This window comes from uncultured Metabacillus sp., assembly GCF_947503125.1.
In the GTDB taxonomy this organism is placed as follows: domain Bacteria; phylum Bacillota; class Bacilli; order Bacillales; family Bacillaceae; genus Metabacillus.
In genome coordinates this window covers 183029-203304 of record NZ_CANNCR010000003.1, presented here as the reverse complement: position 1 = coordinate 203304, position 20276 = coordinate 183029, and the positions used below count along the sequence as shown (strand labels likewise).

General features: G+C 36.5%; 17 protein-coding genes and 3 pseudogenes. 1 reads left to right on the top strand and 19 read right to left on the bottom strand.

Features of this window, described 5'->3' with window-relative positions:
• Positions 1 to 57: 57 nt before the first annotated feature.
• From Q1B07_RS04430 to Q1B07_RS04365, 14 genes and pseudogenes are all read right to left on the bottom strand, one after another.
• Complete coding sequence (locus Q1B07_RS04430) at positions 58 to 1713, bottom strand: response regulator (RefSeq protein WP_299087181.1); 1656 nt, start codon at positions 1711 to 1713, stop codon at positions 58 to 60.
• Positions 1706 to 3583 carry a sensor histidine kinase gene (locus Q1B07_RS04425; protein WP_299087183.1) on the bottom strand — a complete coding sequence of 626 codons (1878 nt, stop codon included), beginning with the start codon at positions 3581 to 3583 and terminating at the stop codon, positions 1706 to 1708. The genes Q1B07_RS04430 and Q1B07_RS04425 overlap by 8 nt, the downstream gene beginning before the upstream one ends.
• Positions 3519 to 4559 (bottom strand): autoinducer 2 ABC transporter substrate-binding protein, encoded by a 1041-nt coding sequence (locus Q1B07_RS04420; RefSeq protein WP_299087185.1) that lies wholly within the window; start codon positions 4557 to 4559, stop codon positions 3519 to 3521. The genes Q1B07_RS04425 and Q1B07_RS04420 overlap by 65 nt, the downstream gene beginning before the upstream one ends.
• Positions 4560 to 4990: 431 nt before the next feature.
• Positions 4991 to 5231 (bottom strand): annotated as a pseudogene (locus Q1B07_RS04415) (IS4 family transposase); the annotation flags it as partial.
• Positions 5231 to 5476 (bottom strand): annotated as a pseudogene (locus tag Q1B07_RS04410) (reverse transcriptase domain-containing protein); the annotation flags it as partial. The pseudogenes Q1B07_RS04415 and Q1B07_RS04410, both read right to left, overlap by 1 nt.
• Positions 5477 to 5697: 221 nt before the next feature.
• A complete protein-coding gene (locus Q1B07_RS04405) occupies positions 5698 to 6120 on the bottom strand; it encodes a YHYH domain-containing protein (RefSeq protein WP_299087561.1) in 423 nt (140 codons plus the stop codon).
• A 125-nt stretch (positions 6121 to 6245) separates the two neighbouring features.
• Positions 6246 to 7256, bottom strand: a pseudogene (locus Q1B07_RS04400) (beta-galactosidase); the annotation flags it as partial.
• Between the two features lie 22 nt (positions 7257 to 7278).
• Positions 7279 to 8103 carry a carbohydrate ABC transporter permease gene (locus tag Q1B07_RS04395; protein WP_299087187.1) on the bottom strand — a complete coding sequence of 275 codons (825 nt, stop codon included), beginning with the start codon at positions 8101 to 8103 and terminating at the stop codon, positions 7279 to 7281.
• A complete protein-coding gene (locus Q1B07_RS04390) occupies positions 8100 to 9005 on the bottom strand; it encodes a carbohydrate ABC transporter permease (RefSeq protein ID WP_299087563.1) in 906 nt (301 codons plus the stop codon). Before Q1B07_RS04390 ends, Q1B07_RS04395 begins: the two co-directional genes overlap by 4 nt.
• A gap of 119 nt (positions 9006 to 9124) precedes the next feature.
• A complete protein-coding gene (locus tag Q1B07_RS04385) occupies positions 9125 to 10408 on the bottom strand; it encodes an extracellular solute-binding protein (protein ID WP_299087189.1) in 1284 nt (427 codons plus the stop codon).
• Positions 10409 to 10494: 86 nt separating this feature from the next.
• A complete protein-coding gene (locus Q1B07_RS04380) occupies positions 10495 to 11568 on the bottom strand; it encodes a response regulator (protein WP_299087191.1) in 1074 nt (357 codons plus the stop codon).
• Position 11569: 1 nt separating this feature from the next.
• Positions 11570 to 13330, bottom strand: a complete 1761-nt coding sequence (locus Q1B07_RS04375; protein WP_299087193.1) for a sensor histidine kinase — start codon at positions 13328 to 13330, stop codon at positions 11570 to 11572.
• 348 nt (positions 13331 to 13678) lie between these two features.
• Positions 13679 to 13843, bottom strand: a complete 165-nt coding sequence (locus Q1B07_RS04370) for a hypothetical protein (protein WP_299087195.1) — start codon at positions 13841 to 13843, stop codon at positions 13679 to 13681.
• 25 nt (positions 13844 to 13868) lie between these two features.
• A complete protein-coding gene (locus Q1B07_RS04365) occupies positions 13869 to 14084 on the bottom strand; it encodes a DUF2187 family protein (RefSeq protein WP_299831976.1) in 216 nt (71 codons plus the stop codon).
• A 146-nt stretch (positions 14085 to 14230) separates the two neighbouring features.
• Here Q1B07_RS04365 and Q1B07_RS04360 point away from each other — a divergent pair, with 146 nt between their 5' ends.
• The gene (locus Q1B07_RS04360) at positions 14231 to 14884 is read left to right on the top strand and encodes a TetR/AcrR family transcriptional regulator (RefSeq protein WP_299087199.1); all 654 of its coding nucleotides are present in this window, start codon (positions 14231 to 14233) and stop codon (positions 14882 to 14884) included.
• Positions 14885 to 15058: 174 nt separating this feature from the next.
• Here Q1B07_RS04360 and Q1B07_RS04355 read toward each other — a convergent pair whose 3' ends face one another.
• The 5 genes from Q1B07_RS04355 to Q1B07_RS04335 form a co-directional block, all read right to left on the bottom strand.
• Positions 15059 to 16078, bottom strand: coding sequence for a MupG family TIM beta-alpha barrel fold protein (locus Q1B07_RS04355; protein WP_299087201.1), 1020 nt, complete (start codon positions 16076 to 16078; stop codon positions 15059 to 15061).
• Positions 16075 to 17436 (bottom strand): PTS transporter subunit EIIC, encoded by a 1362-nt coding sequence (locus Q1B07_RS04350; RefSeq protein WP_299087203.1) that lies wholly within the window; start codon positions 17434 to 17436, stop codon positions 16075 to 16077. Before Q1B07_RS04350 ends, Q1B07_RS04355 begins: the two co-directional genes overlap by 4 nt.
• Positions 17437 to 17532: 96 nt before the next feature.
• Entirely contained in the window at positions 17533 to 18387 is an 855-nt protein-coding gene (locus tag Q1B07_RS04345; RefSeq protein ID WP_299087205.1) for a MurR/RpiR family transcriptional regulator, read from the bottom strand.
• 12 nt (positions 18388 to 18399) lie between these two features.
• Positions 18400 to 19308: an N-acetylmuramic acid 6-phosphate etherase gene (gene murQ / locus Q1B07_RS04340; RefSeq protein ID WP_299087206.1), complete on the bottom strand. Its 909-nt coding sequence runs from the start codon at positions 19306 to 19308 to the stop codon at positions 18400 to 18402.
• A 104-nt stretch (positions 19309 to 19412) separates the two neighbouring features.
• Entirely contained in the window at positions 19413 to 20267 is an 855-nt protein-coding gene (locus Q1B07_RS04335) for a Cof-type HAD-IIB family hydrolase (RefSeq protein ID WP_299087208.1), read from the bottom strand.
• Positions 20268 to 20276 lie beyond the last annotated feature (9 nt).

Genomic DNA, 20276 nt, shown 5'->3' with positions numbered 1-20276 from the left:
TTTATCTTGTAAGTGTCACTAGAGATCGTTAGCAACTGTTTAAGTTATAGCATCACTTTATAACTTCGTTTTATATTTTTTCTTGAATTCAGAAGGTAGACTTCCCCATCTCTGCTTAAACAAACGGCTAAAATGCTTCGAATCTTGATATCCTACTAACTGTGAGATTTCAGTCACTTTTAAATCCTGTTCTTGAAGCAATTCTTTAGCTGTTTCTAAACGGAGATCTGTAATATAATCAAATACGGTTTTTCCCGTCTGTTTCTTAAAATAATGACAAAAATAAGTTGGGTTCATATAGACATAATCAGAAATGTCTTGAAGTGTAATTTTTTGGCTTAGATGTTCATTAATCCATTTTTTTGCCTTCATGATTGGAGTAAGTGCAGGGTCTTGTTGGATAACAAGTTGTTTTTTGTGAACTTGAATAAAAGTGTCCTTTACGCGTTTTTCTAGCTGATTCAAATTAGTCTCAGATTTAATTGCTTGTAATATATCACCTAAATCACTGTGGACAATTCCTGATTCTGTATCTTCTAGATATACTTTGAACATATAAATAATTAAGTATTCTAGTGAATATTGAATTTCCATAGGTGAACGCATCAATTTGATTCTCTTAAATAGATCGCTAAATTCCTTTTCTATCTTAGAAGTTTCAGATTTTCCAAGCATATTTGTAAGCTTGCTCGCAAACTCCTTCATGTTATTTGCAGCAAACCCATTATTTCCATTCGTGGCTTTCATTTCGTTAGTTAAGCGTGAGGAATAAATTTGATTTCCACCATAAATCATTCTCATCCGAATGAAAGAGTGTAATTGCTTCTTCATTTCAGGAAGGATAAATAAATCTTCAAATGGATTACTCTGTGCAATAGAAAAACTGAAAGGTGTATATTTATTTAGGCAGGATTTAAGTTTTCTAGTGAAAGTTTCTCCTTTTTCAAAGAAGTTATTTTCTTTACTCATACTAAAAAGAAGCACCCAAAAGTGAAATCCCCCCTCCCTCCACCACCATCCTAACTGTTGATGTTCTGAATCTTTAAATTCCATGATAACTTCATCGATGATATTTTCAGTCGCAAATGCAAAAGCTCCCCAGTCTTCATTAGAGTATTCACTTGTCCTAGAGGAAAATTCATCTACACTAACATAACACGCTTGATAAACGCCCTCTGGGAAATCTTTAATCCAATACATAGCAGCAATGTCTTCTGGTTCTGATGATATCGCTTCACTTAATAACTGTGTTTGTTTTGTCAAGGTAAGCTGATCCGATTGCTTTATTAAATCATTCCATTTATAAGTTTCAAGTCTTTTCTCTTCAATACGCTTTTCAACTTTTTGAAGAACCTCAAAAAATTGTTTACGGTCAATCGGTTTTAAAATGTAATCAAGTGCCCCCTCCCGAATAGCCGTTTGTAAAAATTGGAAATCGTCGTATCCGCTTACAATAATAGAAGAAAAATCGTTATCTCTGTTCATATTTTTCATTTCTTTTATAAGTGTTAGACCATCTATTTCAGGCATCTTGACATCCGTAATCAACAAGTCAATCTCAATCGTATGATCTTTTAAGAATTCTATTACTTCTATACCATCAGAGAATACACCAACAATGTCCCAATTGTCTCCAAATTTTTGTAATAAACGTTCAATTCCTGTACGAATTCTTACTTCGTCATCTACAATGATTGTTTTTATTTTATTCATTGAAATAACCCTCTTTTCTTTCGTATTTTTTCACCTCTTCATCCCCTTCTATAACAGGAAAACGGATCATAATAACGGTTCCATTTTCAGTTCCACTTTCGACAGTTAGCCCATATTCTTCTCCAAACAGCATAAAAATTCTACCATGTACGTTAATCATTCCGAATCCGGAATCCCGTCTACCAATAGGATCTGATTTTAATAGACTATTAATCTTTTCAAGTGTTTTGTCATCGATTCCAGCCCCGTCGTCTTCTACATATATCACTACATCCTTTGTTCCAGGTTGTATACCTGGGACTGTTCTTATATAAATCCTTATCGTAAGTGTTCCTCTTCTAGTTTCTAGACCATGCTTTATGCAATTTTCTATAATAGGCTGCAAAATGAACTTAGGTGAATATAATTGATTCAAATCTATTTCTGAAAGAATATGAAAACTCAATCGTTCCTCAAAACGGAATTGCTGGATAGTCAAGTAATTTTTAATATGTTCTACTTCCTTATTGAAAGGAACAATACGATTTTTATTACTTAATGAAAATCGCAGCATTCTACCTAGTAAAGTGACCATTTCAACAACTGTATCATCATCATTATCCTCAACAGCCATACTAATTGTTTCCAACGTATTGTACATAAAGTGCGGATTGATTTGTGATTGCAGAGCATATAATTCCGCTTGTTTTTGGCGTATTTCAATATGGAAATTTTCCTTTATGAGCTCTCTAATTTTGGATATCATTGAATTAAAACTATTAGCTAAAAGTCCAATCTCATCTTTCGAATCCACTTTAAGATCAACATCAAAATTACCCTTTTCCACATCTTTCATTAATTTGCTAAGCTTATAAATTGGACGACTTACACCCCATGCCAAAATAATAGAAATAATAACCGTTCCCAAGCCTATAATCACAAAAAACAAAATCGTAACATCCTTAATTACCTCTGCCTTACCAGTTAAATGTTTCATTGAAATGCGGTGAACCATTACCCAATCATATTTCTCCGATTCACTTACACTTACAAGTTGTTTTTCACCTTCCAAATATGAACGAAAACTTCCATTCATAGTTGGATAATTATCCAAGTCTTCAACCGTACCGATTCTTTCAGGATCGGTATGATAGATAACCTTCCCCTGCCCATTCATTATCCACATATCTGCTTTATTTTGATTATTAATTTCCTTAAAAATATCTTCAATAAATGACAAATTAACCGCAATCGCTAAAGTACCGATTTCCTTTCGATTTTCAAAATCTTCAATCCTCTCGGTCATTAAAAAAAAAGATGGTTTTCCCTTAAAACGGAGATCTACTTGATCCTGTAATACAATGGATTCATTTTCTTTAAAATCTGGTGTTTTCTCTAAACCTGAATAGGGGACTATACTACTTGAGAAGAATCGTTCTTTAGACCACAAAAACACACCTAACAATGGACTTTTATCTGTTAAATATGTAAGAGAAAGATAGCTATTAACTTTGTAATAATCAATTTGCAATGTTGATTGATTTGAATAGGAATCTTTTCTCAAAATGGATAACACTTGGTTTGAGTTATACAAAAGTTGAGGTAAATCTTCTAATTCAGACATTTGAATTTCCATATTTTTATTTGTCTGATCTAATATCTTTGGAATATTTTCTCCCACTTGTTCTTCAATTAATTTGGTATACTGGTGATAAGAAAAATAAACCAGAACCGTCATAGGTATTAATGTTAATAAAATATATGTAATAATTAATTTCATTCTTAGCTGATAATTTTTTGGTCTCCACCATTGCGAACCTGCTATTTTAGAAATCATATTGATTAATATTTTCCTTAGTAAATAATATAGGCTGTCCCATAATAACTTCATTATCTTCCACCCGTATATTTCCTATATTAGGAATTTCTTGTTGATCAGTTGGAAATTGTCCATTTAGATAATTTTTAGCTAACGCAACTGTGAGGTAGCCCAATTTTTTCGGACTCCATAGTGTAATGTCTTCTATTACCCCATCATTAATATAATTCCTCATGTCTTTAGGTGATGATAATCCTAAAACTTCGACATCATCTTTCCCTGATTCTAAAATAGCCTGTGTAATGGCAGGAGTTGCTAATGGACTCACACTAACTATTGCTGATAAATTAGGATATTTTTTTATTAGAAGTTTAGTATTTTTATATGAGTTTTCATAACTATCATAATTAACCATGATTTTCACCAATTTTAAGTTTGGATAGTATTTTTCCTGTTGGATTTTCATCGACTTAATCCATTCATTTGTATTTGAAGTGGAATAATTGTTGACTATGATCGCATATTCCCCTTTTTCATTTAAACGCGCGGCTAGGTTATCCATTAGATGAGATCCTAAGGTATCGGGATCTACGGTGTTAACAAAAAAATCCCTTCCTGTAGAATCCGTATCCGAATCCCATGTAATGACCTTAATTCCTTTTTCACGAGCTATATTTAATACAGGCAGCAGCTTAAACGGATCGGTTGCCGAAACAGCAATCAAATCAACATTTTTTTTAATCAAATCTTCAATCACTTTTATCTGCATTTGGTAATCGTCAACTGGCGGACCAGTAAATATCAGGTTAACACCTAATTTTTCGGCTGCTTCTTTGGCTCCTTCTTCTACAGAATCGTAATAAGAAGAGTTTCCTATAAATCTTGGAACTAATGCAACTGTGTAGGGATCTGTTTGAATATCCCGTTTTACTTGTGTATTAATTCTATCTTTCTCTTTATTCGTATATATAATCTCATTAGTGGAATCACTCGCTTCACAACCGCTTACAAACAATATTAAGGCAAATAGAATATGTACTAATTGCATAAGTTCCTCTCCTATTATTGCTTTCAATATGAACATTTTTTTATCGTTGATTACTAACTTTGTTTATAAGAATGAAAAAGCATAAAGCAAGGGTTTAATATAAAGAAATGAAGTAATTACCTTTAAATAAAAATAGTAATTATAAATAAAATAAAACAATATTTCTTGAATAATTACATTAAAAATCTTTTACATTTCAATTTGATAACGCTTACAAAATATCAAAATATAAATGATTCATAAATTTCCCTTCCTAATCTAAGATAGTTTTCTTAATGAAAAAGACAGAATGTTTAACTTTCAAACTATAATTCGTCATAATATTTATAATAATAAATAAATTATCATTTTTTGTCTAGTGGCATAAATAGGAAAAACAAAATAGGTCCAAAGAAATAAAAAAACTCTTTAGACCATAATAAATTTATTACTCAACTTTCGCAAACCAAATTAGGTAGGTAAGCCCTGATGTAGCTTGGTAGACCTGAATTCCATTTTGATAGTTGATTTTTAAGTAATTGTTGTGTTTGTTTATTCGTCTTCTTCAAGACATCTTGAGGAAGCTCGATTAATTGCTGCTATGCGACAAGCCCAATCAAGTTCATTTACTTCGTCACAAAGGTCATAAAATAAGCCACCTAATGTACGTTCATCGGTGTGGCAACGATTTTGGCTATAATTCGCATGAGTTTATCGTGGTGGACCGTATCGAAGAATCTTTCAAGGTCAATGTCCACTACCCAATCGTGTCCATCATTCAGAAATTCCAAGCTTTTTATAATTGCCATCTCACAACTTCTTTTTGGTCTAAAGTCGTAACTGAATTCACTGAACTGTTCTTCAAATATCGGACTGAGTACTTGATGAGTGGCTTGTTGAACTACTCTATCCACTACTGTTGGTATTCCGAATTTTTGATGTCCTTCTCCTAAAGGGAGAAATTTTCCATTATGATAATCTTTGAAGTGAATGTATTTAATGCGATTCGCATACTTTTTAATCACTTCTATCGGATCACCGCCGCCTGCTTCGATATGCGCTGTATCTGGACAAAGATTGATCGTCCTTAAATTGCTTTTCCTAAATTACCAGCTGCAACATTTGTATTAATTGCATTTAATAATCGGTACTGCGATACTTAGTAAATTGTTCGCTCTATAGCAACTTTTGCAGGTTTAACGTATTTTTCGTTCAAGCTAGAACGATTTGAAGAACCTGAAACTTTACCAATCTTTGACTCTACAACTTTCAATTGTTTAGTGAAAGAATCATATAAATTATTGATTTTAGTTATTTCTCCACTATTTATTGCTTGATTATATGATAATAATTGCGAGGTTAAAATATTACCTAGTTTAACAGCTTCATTATAAGCACTGTTGCTGGTATTAACTGTTGGTTTACTTGGTGTATTACTAGGAACCCTAACAATTTCTCCATTCCTATGATAGTGGTACTCACCATTATTTAGACCATATTGTGCACAGTTTGTACGGCAAGTATGGCCTCCATTGCTATCAAGACCACCAGGTGAAGCACTTGCTAGTGAAGGTGTTAATATCAGTGCTGAACCTAGAAGTAAAATATTAAATAAACTTTTTGTTCAGTTAATTAGCCCTCTTTATTAATAACCCATGTTATATATTTATTGTAATTCAATGGAAATACTAGTGGTTTAATTAGGCAATATGAAATAAGTCCTTTAGTTCCTGAGGCAACATGACTGAAAGCCTGTAAGCGAAGCTGGCCTGGATAAGGTGTCCAATTCGTAAAGGCTTGTGCCTCTGTTTCAAGGACAAGATAATTTTGCTGTTTCGTTGAACGAGCGACATCCCCGCCAAAGGAAATTTCCATTCCTGTTAAATCATCCTGTGATGGATGATAAATATCCACTCCGGTAATATCAAATGGTTCTGATGCAGTAAAATGGTTGACGTTCGGCTGAATTCCATATGAATAGCCTCGCCATTCAAAGTCAAAGTTTTGCGTAATAAATTGTCCTTCTCGGCGATATTCCTTGACAATATCAACCTGCCATGCGAGAAAATCGTCCACAAGCTTGCGCTGAAACTTAGAAAACTCTGCTCCTAAGCTGCCGTTAATTGTCCCAACAACCGAAGGCATATCCTCCCAAGCATGAACATCATTGCTCCAATATGCAAGTCCAAACTCCTTATTTAAAGCCTCTGTCGTTTTAAATTTCTCTTTTAAATACTTCACAAATTGATGCTGGACATTCGGTCCGCTCGTATCATAATGCTTCGTTTCATTATCGATTTGATAACCGATGATGGCTGGATGGTCTTTCACATTTTCCATCAGCTTTCGAATGATCCGCTCTGCATAAAATAAATAGGTCGGATTTGTAATATCCATAATTTGTCTTGCGCCATACTTTCCCTTGCCTTGCTTCGTGACAGCTAATACGTCTGGATGTTCTTTTACCATCCAAGTAGGCACCGCATAGGTCGGAGTGCCGACAATAACAGAAATTTCCGCTTTATGCATGGCATCTAGTACTCTATTAACAGATGTAAAATCAAAGACTCCGTTTTGCGGCTCATGGGTACTCCATGTTGATTCAGCGATGCGGACGACATTGATTCCTGCATCCTTCATCATTTGGATATCGGTTTCCAGCCGGTCATACGGCATATATTCGTCATAATAAGCGACACCATATAGTAATTGCTTCAACTTTCTCTCTTCCTTTCATCCATTACTTAATCGCACCATCAGCAATGCCTTCCAAAATATATTTTTGGAAAAAGGCATAGAAGACGATAACAGGCAATGCTGTTAATACCAATGCAGCCAGGATCTTCGGCCAGTCTGCAACATATTGGCCGAACAGCATATTAATCGATAGCATAAGAGTATAATTATTGACATCTGTCAGCATGATCAATGGCAAGAGGAAATCGTTCCAAAGCCAAAGCACATTCAATACCAATATGGTTGCCGTTATCGGTTTAAGCAATGGAAAAATAATTTTAATAAAGATTTGAAAATCGTTGCAGCCATCAATCTTCGCTGCTTCCTCCAGCTCTTTCGGAATCGATTTCACAAATCCGTGATAGAGAAACACAGCCATGTTTACACCCAGCCCAATATAAATGAGACCAAGACCATAAAGTGATCCTTGGAAGCCAAGAATTTTTGCCATTTGACTCAACGTAATCATGATCGAGTGAAAAGGTACGAGCATTGAGGCAATGAAAAGCGTAAAAATTAGTGCACTAAGTTTCCCTGATGTTCTAGCAAGCTTATAGCCGGCAAGTGACCCGCAAAATACAATCCCCGCAAGGCCAATTACGGTAACAATCAATGTATTAAAACCACTTCCTAATAGGTTTAACTCTGTAAAAACACCAAGATAGTTTTCTAGTGAAAGTGAATTGGGCATTGATAACACCGAGTTAAAGATTTCCCCTTTTGATTTAAAAGAATTGATCACGGCCATATAGATCGGAAAAAATGAAATAACCGCAAAAACAGTCAAGATTAGGTTAATGGAAAATGAAACGGCACGGTTCTCCCTCATGCTTCAACCTCCTTACGCTTTAAGATCGTTACTTGAATCAATGTAATAATCAATACAACGAGGAACAGAATCATTGCTTTTGCATTGGCATAGCCGAAACGGAAGTTATTAGAGAAGGCTTCCTCGTAAATATTTAAAGCCATTACTTGAGTTGAAGTCCCTGGACCGCCTTGTGTCAAAGCATAGACAACATCGAATACTTTAAACGCTCCATTTAAGGTTAAGAACGAACAAATGGTAATCGCATGCATAATCATTGGAATTACAACATGTCTTAATCGTTGAAAAACATTTGCACCATCAATCATTGAAGCTTCTTTTAATTGTTTTGGAACGCCTTGTAATGCTGCCATATAAATAACCATCATATAGCCAATTCCCTGCCAAAGCGAAACAATTAAAATTGAGTAAAATGATACCCTAGCATCCCCAATCCAGGACTGATCTAAAATCGAGAAGAGGGCTTGTTCTGAAAGTTCTGGAAAGACATTTGTAAAAATGAATGAGAACATTAATGAGCTAATGATTAAACTTATCATATTTGGCATAAAGAAAATCGTTCGAAAAAATCCTTTTGATTTCATTCGTGACTCTATTAATAAAGCTAAAAGCAATGCGGCAACATTTTGAATCACAAACATGAAAATCGTGTAACGCAACGTAAACCAAAAGGAATGTCTAAATGCTGGATCATCACTAAAGGCCTCAAAATAATTACTGAATCCAACAAAGTTGAACGTTGGATTTAATCCATTCCAGTCCGTAAAGCTATACACTCCTGCACCAATCGTTGGGATAAATAAAAACACGAAATAAAAAGCAAATGCCGGAAGGACAAATAAAATCAAACTTAAATGGTTGCTTTTTGTTTTAAGCTTTTTCTTCGTTGCCGCTTCCTTCATAGGTACATTTGGTACATTCAATTCTTTAACAGGCACTTGGTTTCATTCCTTTCATTCTATAATTCTTATAATGAAAGACAGTCTATAAAAAACTGTCTTTCACTATTTACGTATATCGTTTATTTATTCACTTTGTTATACTCCTGCCATGCCCGGTCTAATCCTTTAATAACATCTTCTTTAGAGGAATCGCCAGCATAGTAGCTTTGCAGTAATTTTTCAGAAGCAGATTTTACTGCTGCAGGAATAACCGGATCCTGATACACTTTTCCTTCTTCCACATATTTCGCCGAATCCTTTAACCAAGGGTAAGTTTCAAATGTATGAACTTCAGAAATCGGATTAAAGCCTAAGCTCTCATAAAATGCACTAGAATCTTGTTCATCTAAGATATAGTTCACAAAATCTTTCGCTACGTCTTTCACTTTGCTTACTTTTGAAACTGCTAGAGATGTAGATGTACTTAAATTAATGAGCGTAGCATTTGGATCATCATTAATCGGAAGTGCTGCAACACCGAAGTTGAACTTTTCATTTGTTGCAAGCATAGACTCGGCCATCCATGGTCCTTGAACCCACATAGCTGCTTCACCGCTCGCAAAGGCTGCAGCCCCCTGATCCTGACCAACTTCAAATGGACGGTCTGTTCCATGAGCATGAACAAGATCAATGATCTCAAACATGCCTTTTAAATCAGCAAATGAGCCTTCTCCAGTATTCATGCTGTCGATAAAACCTTTGTTTGTTGTACTTTCTAATGCACCAACCGTTAAAGGTAGGAACAGCTGTGGAATATAGGAATCTTTATAAGCACGAATGAATGGTGTAATTCCTTTATCTTCAAGTGTTTTTATAACCGCTTTCATTTCTGTGAGCGTTTTTGGTACTTCAATACCATTTTCTTCAAAAATATCTTTGTTATAAATAAATCCCCATTGTAGTGTTTCTAAAGGTACAGCAAGAACCTTGCCATCTCTTGTAACCGCTGGTGATACTGTGTCATAAAGATTTTCCACAAATGGTTCACCAGATAAATTCTCTAAATAACCTGCCTTATCATATACCGGGATATCATTGACCGCATGAAGGGCAAAAACATCCGGACTATCACCAGAAGCTAGACGTGTTTTTAATAACTGATCTGCTTCATTCACACTTGGCAATTCAAGCTTAACTGTTACATCTCGACCTTTTTCTTCTTTTTGTTTTTTAATAAACTGATCAATATATGTTTCGTATTGCTCCTTAAAACGAGGCTGTCCGATAAAGACCTTTAATTCTACCTTTTTCCCATCGCCTCCACCTGTATCACCAGATGAACTGCTGCTGCCGGGTGCAGTACACCCTGCAAGTAAACCTGCAAATAAAATGGAAACAAGAAATAATGTAAGCGCTTTTCTCATTTGGTAATCTCCCCTTTCTGTTTTAATCATAATCTGTTTGTATTGGTTATGAAATTGAAAATATTAACGCTTACATTTGGACTATTTTAAGTTTTCCGAATTGTTCCTGGAGATGTTCCAAAGTATTTTTTAAAAACGCGATAAAAATATGAAACATCTTCATATCCAACCATTTCGGCAATTGTCTTATATTGTAATGAAGTAGTCATGATTAGCTCTTTTGCCTTTTCCATCCGTTTTGTGATGATATACTCAGTCACATTGCAGCCATATCTTTTTTTAAAGGCTGTCGTTAAATATTCTTTGCTGACAAAAAAGGTTTTAGCGATCATTTCAAGTGATAAATTCGGTGACGCAGAATGATTATCAATATAGTCCTTAATATCTTCCAAGTTTATTTTGTTTTTCTGTTTCCTGATTTCATCAAATTTTATCATGATTTGTTTGCCGATATTTAATTGGTTTGTAAGCTCATCTTCAACCGTGATATTTGCATGGTGGCTCAATTGCTCCCAATCTAAACCGATATCCTCCATTCTAAGGTCATGTTCCTTCAAAGCTTCCTTAAGGAGAAATAAAAATTCTTGATGCAAGTGAAAAATTAGCAATTCATCTTTCTTTTGGGAATCATTTAATTTGCTAAGAAACCGCTCAATACTTTTAGAAAGCTCGGAAGCATTCAATTCCTTTAAGGAAAAAGCCAGAGTGTGATGAAAGGGTTGAATTAATTCTTCCAGTTCAGGATTTACTGTAAATAATGGGAAACCTATTTGCTGCTGTTTCCATTTTCTTTTTTCATACAAAGCTTTCTCTAATGCTTTATTTAGTTCTGTTCCATCGACAGGCTTTGGTAAATATTCAATCACACGTGATTTAATGGCTTGTCTAGTATAAACAAAGTCTTGATAACCGCTTAGAACGATGACCGGGATATGTGAAAAATCTTTTTCAAGTACTTCAAGCAGTCCAATTCCATCAATTCCCGGCATCTTCATATCTGTTATGATGAAATCAGGGCGTTTGCGTTTAATGGATTCAAGGGCTTCTTCCCCATTTGTTGCCTCTATTAGATGTGTGATGTCTAATGATTCGAAATCTATTAATGCTTTAACCGTTTCTCTAGTCCAGCTTTCATCGTCAACAAGTAAGATAGTATTCATATCAATTCACATCCCTTTGTATATACGGCATTCTTAAAATCACTCTTGTATAATCCGCTTCCTTACTGTATAGCTCAATCCCATAATCATTTCCGAAATAAAGCTTCAGTCTCGCATCTACATTTTTTAAGCCAATGCTTCGATTTTGTGGCCCCTCATCAATCAGCAGCTTTCTCCTAATCTCATCTAAAACATGTGCTGTCATTCCCACACCATTATCTTCAATGACAATTTCAATTTCATCAAATATTTTTTGAATATCAATTTTAATCCTGCCTTTTTCAATTTGTGACTCAAAGCCATGTTTAAAAGAGTTTTCTACAATCGGCTGCAGGGATAAAAGCGGAATAAGGCCATCATTGACAGCTTCATCAACAAATAAGTGAATCGAAATATTTTCACCAAATCTAACTTTTTGAATATATAAATAATTTTTCAAATGGCTAACCTCTTCACGGATAGGAACCAAGTCTCCACGCTTATTTGTGATATAACGAAACATGTTCGCAAGACGCTGTGTCATTTCATACATGTCTTTAGCTTGTTTTTTCAAAGCCATCCCGCTGATGACTTGCAGCGTATTATATAAAAAATGCGGATTAATTTGTGCTTGCAGGGCAAGAAATTGTGCATCGCGATTTTCCATTTCGCGTTTATAATCCTTTTCGATCAGTTCCCTGATTCGTTCTATCATTTCTTTATATTTTCTTTGAAGAATCCCTATTTCGTCTGTACGTCTATCGTTTATTTGAACGTTAAAGTTTGTATCTTCAACATGTTCCATTGTCTTAGAGAGTGCTACAATTGGTTTGGCCACTTGATTTGAGACGATAATCGATAATAAAACCGTTAAGAAGATCGATATAATAAGAATGACGAAACCAGATTGGCCAATATAAACCGCTCCTACCATCATCACTTCTTCTGGGACCACTTTTAATAAGATGATTTTTCCGTTCATCATTTCCTGAAAGAAATAATAATTCTTATCCTTCTTCAAGTAATGGCTTTCTTGTGAAGAAATGATTTCGTTGGAGATGTCCTTGCTGATCTCTCTATTCATATTGAGCTGATCCGGATTAAAGAGCAAATTCCCATGGGAATCAAGAAGCAATACGGACTCTTCTTCATTACTTTGCAGGTTTTCGGCTATATGATCCATAAATGAAAACACCACTTGTATTTCAAGTCTCCCAACCAGCTTTTGGTCCTCAAATCGATAGATATTACGCGATAATGAAAAACTTTCTGTAGCTGGATCGACATTGAAAATAGCGTCTTTCTTATTTTGATTCGATGGTGAGCTTACATCATTGCTTACATAAAAATCGTTCATTTCCACTTTGTATAAGCGATCATCCTCATAGGAAACAAGTGAGGCAGATAAAATATCATCATCCCCATTATATAAACCAAATAGTTTATCTTTTAGATAGGACTGTATATTAAAAGCATTAATCGTGCTTATATTATCAACAGTCGTAATGCTTGGCACCAGCTTTTCGTCCACAAGTGCTGAAAATAAAAAGTCATTATACCAGTACATTTGCTCTTCAATATAACTCTTCGAAAGTTCCATCCGGGAAAGATTGGAGCTAATTTCTGATGACTCAACGGTTCCTCTGGAAATATGAGTTGAGATCAGCATGAAGATTAAAAGCGGAACCATCATGACCAGAAGCAGGGTCCCCATTAACTTGTGCTTAATGCTTTCAATAACGTATTTGTTAAAATAATGCTTTACTCTGCCTCGAAATCTCATGATTCATCCTCCATTTGGATTTCCATCTGCTTTTTACTGATATTTTGATAATTATAAATCGTAAAATGATAGATAAAAAGACTATCTTTAAAAAAGATGGTTTCGTCTATTTAAAGATAGTCTTTTTTTCTAATTGATTAGCACGTGTCCATGCTGTCCGCTTCTTGCAGAAAATGCGGCGATGCATCAAAAAAAGAGGGGGCAATTATTGCGGAATATATTCAGCGAACAATGATCGAATGGTTACCCCGAAACAGTATCTAACATATAACCAAAGAAACACATAAAAACGGCTAACCGAAAGGTCAGCCGTTTTTTTCTATACCTATATTAAAGGGGCGGTGAACATTATTTCGCATGGTCACCTTTTAATAGATTGCTATCTGAAATTGGCAGGGCAATAATCTTTCCGCCAATTTGAACATGAACAGTATCATTAAATATAGCCTTAACAATTCCTTTTAAAGAAATAGTTGAATTAACAGCAATTGGTTTTGGAGTATCTGTTGCCATCTAATTTCACACCTTCCTAGCTAAATTAGTCTTTAATAATTTGATAGTTTTTGTGAGAAACGACAGTTAATGGTGTTTCAACATTTATTTCTTCTGCATCGGATTTGCTAATCTGTACGATGACACTTTCTTCTCTTACTTTTACTACTTCACCCAAAAGTACCAATCCATTCCGCTCAAAGCGGATCTTCTCTCCTTCTTTAGCTATGTTATTTTCATTCATCTTAGCCTTACACTCCATTTTCTTTTTTTCACTTTAAATGGATTCATTCAATAATTCATTGAACAATAAATCAAGTATTACACCAAACTGATAGCTATGTCAATAAATATGAACTTAAGTTCACGTTTTGCTTTTTTATGGTATAGTAGTACCGAGGTGATCCTATGTCTGAGCATGATGATGAACAGCTAGTTGGGGAATATCCTTACTTGCCAAAACAAAAACGGGCACAATTGAAACGACAGGCATTGCTTGAGAGCGGTCGTGCTCTGTTTACCCAGAAAGGATATGAGCAAACAAACGCAAAAGAAATCGCATTACATGCCGGTGTTGCAACTGGAACATTTTACAGGTATTTCACTGATAAACGGCAGCTGATGATGTCGCTGTTGGAAGATCAATTGGCGAAGCTGCTGCCTCCTGAACCGAGCTGGTCGAATGTTGATCCAGAAGCATTTTTTTCCACACTTTTAGAGCAGCATTACAATCGTCTTGAAGAATTAGGCCTGCACCGTGTATTACCTGAATTGTTGCTGAAGGATTCTCAATTAGCTGAGGTGATTTCTGAAGCTAGAAAAAAAATACATGCCAGAATATATTCAAGCTTGAAACATGCTAAAGAAAAAGGAATGGTATGGCAAGACCTAGATTTAGAGACCGTTTCATGGTCAATTATGGTGTTATCAGATCAAGTACCAGAAAAGCAAAAGGAAAGCGGCGGTCGAACAGACTACTATGAACTTGCTAAAGTCATATGCCGGCTAGTGTTCCCTCCAGAGGTATTGGAGAAATTAAAAAAGGAAAGTCGTGAAGCATAGTTTAGTAAAACATTTTAATAACATGTTTTAAAAAAGAAGAAGAACTATATAAGGATTATTATACCCCATCAGAACTTGTAAAGTCACGAATAAAAATGTGAAAAAAAGATGTTCTAGATGCTCTAATCAAGCACGAAGAGGCTGTCTTGAAATCAAGACAGCCTCTTCAATCGCTTAACCATTTATCTTCTTAAAAAACACCATTTGCCCTGGCTGAATTAGAGATAACAGCGGACAATCCTCAGGAATTACCCGGCCGATTACATTAACTCGTTCGTCGGCAGGAAGATCTCTTAAAGCGATTTGCACTTCACCGCGGTAGCGGCCGTAAAGATCATTATCCATTGTAATCGTGCCAAGCGTTCGCTCAACTGTATTGTCAGGAACAACCGCTTCTTCTGTTCTTGTATCCATTAACCGAAGTACATCTCTTGCAAAGTCAGGACGAGGACGATACTCGCCTTCTTGAAGCCGTGATGATTGAATCCGGATTGGAATCACTTTGTCCTGATCATATTTTACCAATTGTTCCAACAGCCCTTCACCAGGATCAGGATCGCCGACATACACATCAGCAATGCCCCAACGATAAAGCTCAACTGCAGCAACAAATGGATCTAGATAACGATGGCGTTCCAAAGTAGGCAATCCCTCAAACAGCGGTCCCCGCTTCTCCCCTCGACTAGGCACATACGCATACACTGGAATATTATAACGATTGAAGAGAGCGGTTTGCTTTTGAAAAAACATTTCATCAAGCCCTGTTTCACGACGGGGATAAAAGTTATGCCAAGCAATTAATCGATCGGCATCGATCCCCTTTGCTAATAATGAAATCAGATCATTTTCAAGGATGATGCTTGCATTAATCGCAAGCCGAAATTGCTTTGAGAGCTTTAGAATGGTTTCATCCTCAAAAAAATCATCAAGACGCAATCCTACAACACCAAGGGACGATAAATCTTCTAATGCTTGAATTCCCAGGTGTTTAGGTGTTTTCTTCGATACATCGGCATATACATCAACCCCGTAATCTCTTGCCACTTCAAGAAGTATTTTGGCTCTCTTAGCAAGATCACCTGTTTCTTCAGGAATGTGAAGCGAGGTAAATGCCCGCTTCACACCTTTCTTGCTCGCTTCTATTATCCGTTGTTCAGCTTTTGGATCATTTAAATAAAACGAGATACCGATCACTCAAATTCACCAGCCATCCGATCATTAAATCCAAATAGGAACGTAAAGATAAAGCCTGCTGCATATGCAATAACTAAGCCAATTAAATATAAGACGATCTGTTGGGCATGAACTAAGAATGTTAATGGTATTCCTGAAACACCTACAGCAACCGTTGCTACATTAAAGTAGGCCTGAAATGCACCGCCAACTCCTGCTCCTAGGCATGCTGTTAAAAACGGTCGACCTAGCGGCAACGTTACCCCGAAAATTAATGGTTCGCCAATTCCAAGGATCCCAGAAGGAAGGGAACCGCCAATTGCTCGTTTCAAACGTTTTTTCTTCGTTTTCATATAAATAGCAAATGCTGCACCAACTTGACCTGCACCACCCATTGCTAAAATCGGAAGCAATGGATCATCACCGATTGAGTTAATTAATTCCAAATGAACTGGTGTTAATCCTTGATGCAATCCAGTAACAACAAGAGGCAGGAAGGTTGCGCCTAACACAAATCCAGCGACAATGCCGCCCATATCCAAGACAGCCAGCAAGCCTTTTGTTAATCCGTCTGAAATTATTCCGCCAATTGGCATAAAGACAAGATAAGTTAAAATACCAGTAATGAGTAAAGCTATTGTTGGCGTAAGAATAATATCAAGTGACTGTGGTACAAACTTGCGAACACGCTTTTCTACCAAAGCAATAAAGATCGCCGCAAATAAAACCCCTATTAAACCGCCGCGACCAGGCAATAATTCTGTACCGAAAAGACTGATGCCTGCAACAGCAGGGTTTATAATTAAGATACCTGCTAAACCTCCAAGCGCCGGTGAACCGCCAAATTCCTTCGCTGCATTGATCCCCACTAAAATACCGAGATAGGCAAACAGGCCTCCTCCGATCGTTGACAAGATAATCGCCGTTTGTGATTCTGCCGGCAGCCAGCCCGCCTGAACAATCGCCTTTGTAATCCCAGTGATTAAACCAGACGCTACTAAAGCAGGGATAAGCGGGATAAAGATGCTCGCAATTTTCCGCAATAAAAGCTTAAATGGTGTCGCATTTTTTTCTTTTAGCTCTGATTTTTTCTGAGCGGCACGCTCTTTTAAATCGATGCCTCCTGAAGCATCTACCAACTTGCCAAACTCCTCTGTCACTTTCGCAACCTTCCCTGGGCCTAAAATAATTTGTAATGTTTCCTGTTCAACAAGTCCTAGCACACCATCTATCTTTTTGAGTGCTTCTTTATTAACCTTTGTTCCGTCAACTGGCGTTACACGAAGACGGGTCATGCAATGTGTATATGATGCAATGTTTTCAGCTCCACCAAGCTGTTCAAGTATTTTTTTTGCTAATAATTGATTTTCCCCAGACATTTTAAATCCCCCTTTTTTCCATTTCGGCAATCTTGCTGTTTTGAAAACGCTATTATTTTTCTGAAATAAAAGCCTGAAATCATTAGGTACAGGCAATTATTTATTCTTTTTTAAAAATTTTATCGCTTCTCTTGTTTTATCAATATATTGGACTGTATCATCATACTGCTTAGCCGCCATGCATAAAAACAGCAAATCGATGACATAGAGCTGGGCAAGCCGGGAAGAGGTGGCAGCACTTCGAAACGGCGCCTCGTTTGAGTATGATGTAAATAAATTAATTTCTGCCAAAGAAGAAACCGCTGACTGGCCATATTTCGTTAAGCTTATTGTTTTCACACTATTTTCTTTTGCCAGTGAAAGTACGTTAATGACCTCTTTTGTTTCTCCTGAAAAGGAAATGCCAAATACAACATCATCTTCATCTGCATTTGCAATTAATGTTGCAACAAGATGTGCATCTGTAAAGGCTGTTGAACCTTTATTAATTCGCAGAAACTTTTGCTGGGCATCCATCGCAATGATATGTGAAGCACCAATTCCAAAAAAATGAACGTTCTTTGCTTTAAGCAGCACATTTACTGCTTGCTCAAGCTCATAGTTGTTGATAAGCTCAGATGTGTCGCTCAAGCTTTGGATGCTGTTGCTTGTTGTCTTTTGAACAATCGATTGAATCGTTTCATCTGGCTCAATGTCCCGATACCCTTGTTCAACAGGCTTCACTAAATCTCCGGCAATCCTGACCTTTAACTCCTGAAACCCTTTTACACCAAGTGACTTGCATAAACGAATCACAGCTGCGCTGCTTGAACCAGCCAATGTCCCCAGCTCTCCAGCGGTACAATTCACTATCTCTTTTGGATGCTCTAAAATATAGTCAGCAATTTTCCGCTCAGATTCTGGAAGACTCGGTATTACATTTTTAATCATGTTTAATCCGCCTGATGCCATCTGTACTCTCCTTTAATTCTTACTAAGTTCAATTGCTGTTCTCACATATCCTTTCGCCTGTTCAAGCAGCTTTTTAGCTTCTTCGTACTCTCTTCCTGTTTTAATCATGACGATCGCTGTTTTTACTTCATTGTTTGCTAATTCCAGCGTTTCTTTCGCTTGTTCATACGAGACATTGGTAATTTTACGAATAATATTTGTGGCACGTTCCTTTAATTTAAAGTTACTCACATGCACATCAACCATTAAATTTTCATATGCCTTACCAAGCTTAATCATCGTCGTTGTTGAGATCATATTTAAAATCATTTTATGTGCGGTTGCAGCTTTTAATCTTGTTGAGCCTGTCAGTACTTCAGGACCAACAACAACTTCAATGCTAAGATCTGCCACCTGACTGATTGGTGAGTTTTCATTACAGGATAATGCCACAGCTTTAGCACCAACACTTCTTGCATATTTTAGGGCTCCAATTACATAAGGTGTACGACCGCTTGCCGCAATGCCAATGACTGTATCATTTGAACTTAACTGAATATCTCTTAAATCCTGCTCACCAAGTTCTTCCTTATCCTCAGCACCTTCAACCGCTTTCACAAATGCTTTTTCTCCACCAGCCATTATGCCTTGGACTAAGCTTGGGTCTGTACTAAATGTCGGCGGGCATTCAACCGCATCTAACACACCAAGTCTGCCGCTCGTACCAGCTCCAAGATAAATAAGACGGCCGCCATTTTTCAATGACTCAAAAGCAAAGTTTATCGCCGTTTCGACATCGGGAAGCACTTGCTGAACAGCCAAGGCCACTTTCTGATCCTCTTCATTCATCACTCTTAAAATTTCAGCCGTATCGGCAGTATCTATATGCATGGTTCGTTCGTTACGAGATTCTGTTGTCAATAAGGTGAGTTTTTGATCCATTGAATTGACCTCCAATTATCGTGTTGCAAAATCTACGTTCAGTATAGCGTGTTTGAAATTAAATTTCAACATATAAAATAAATTTTTAAAATTAAATTTTAGTTTTATAATAAAAATTTCCGTATCGCCTTTGCAACTCCAGCTTCACCATTCGTATCAGTTATCACATCTGCAGCCGATTTCACTTTTTCAGGAGCATTTCCCATCGCAATTCCCAATCCGGCAGCTTTAAGTAATTTCATATCATTATAATTATCTCCAATCGCAGCTACTTTTGATAAGGGAACACCTAATTGAGCGGCCAGCCTAGTAATTGACCCTGCTTTTGAAACACCGCTTGGTGATATTTCTAAATTTGCATAATTAAGGCTGGAGGAAACTTCATAATCGTTCGATTGCTCGGCAAGCTTCTTTGAAAATTCATAAAGTGAGTCTTCTTCATGAAAAACTGCAATTTTTGAGATGATCGGATTTTTTTTAAAATAATGATTAAAATCTGTCACCACTTGAACAGAGCATTGATCACGGTACTGTTGGCAAACCTCCGGGTTACCACCAGTCATTTGCAATGACAAAATGTTTTTTTCCCCCCATCTGTCATTCCAACGATTTTCTTCAGGTACAAGAATCGAATCCTCTTCATAAAAATGGGCATACGCCCCATGTGTAAGGCAAAAGTCAATAAATCCAGGCAAAGTTCTGTTTTCAAAATGGAATCTCTCTATAATGTTTCCACTATGTGATTGAATAACTGCACCATTTAACGCAACAATCGGGTCTGTAATCCCGATCGTTTCTGCAATCCATCTTGTCGATAGCGCCGTTCTTCCGCTGCAAATCACAACCTTACCTCCGTTTGCGCGATACTCCTGGATCGCCTCAACCGATTCTTGATCGATTTCATGTTCTTTGTTTAATAGCGTTCCATCTAGGTCAACAGCCAGTATCGAATACTCCATTATTAACAC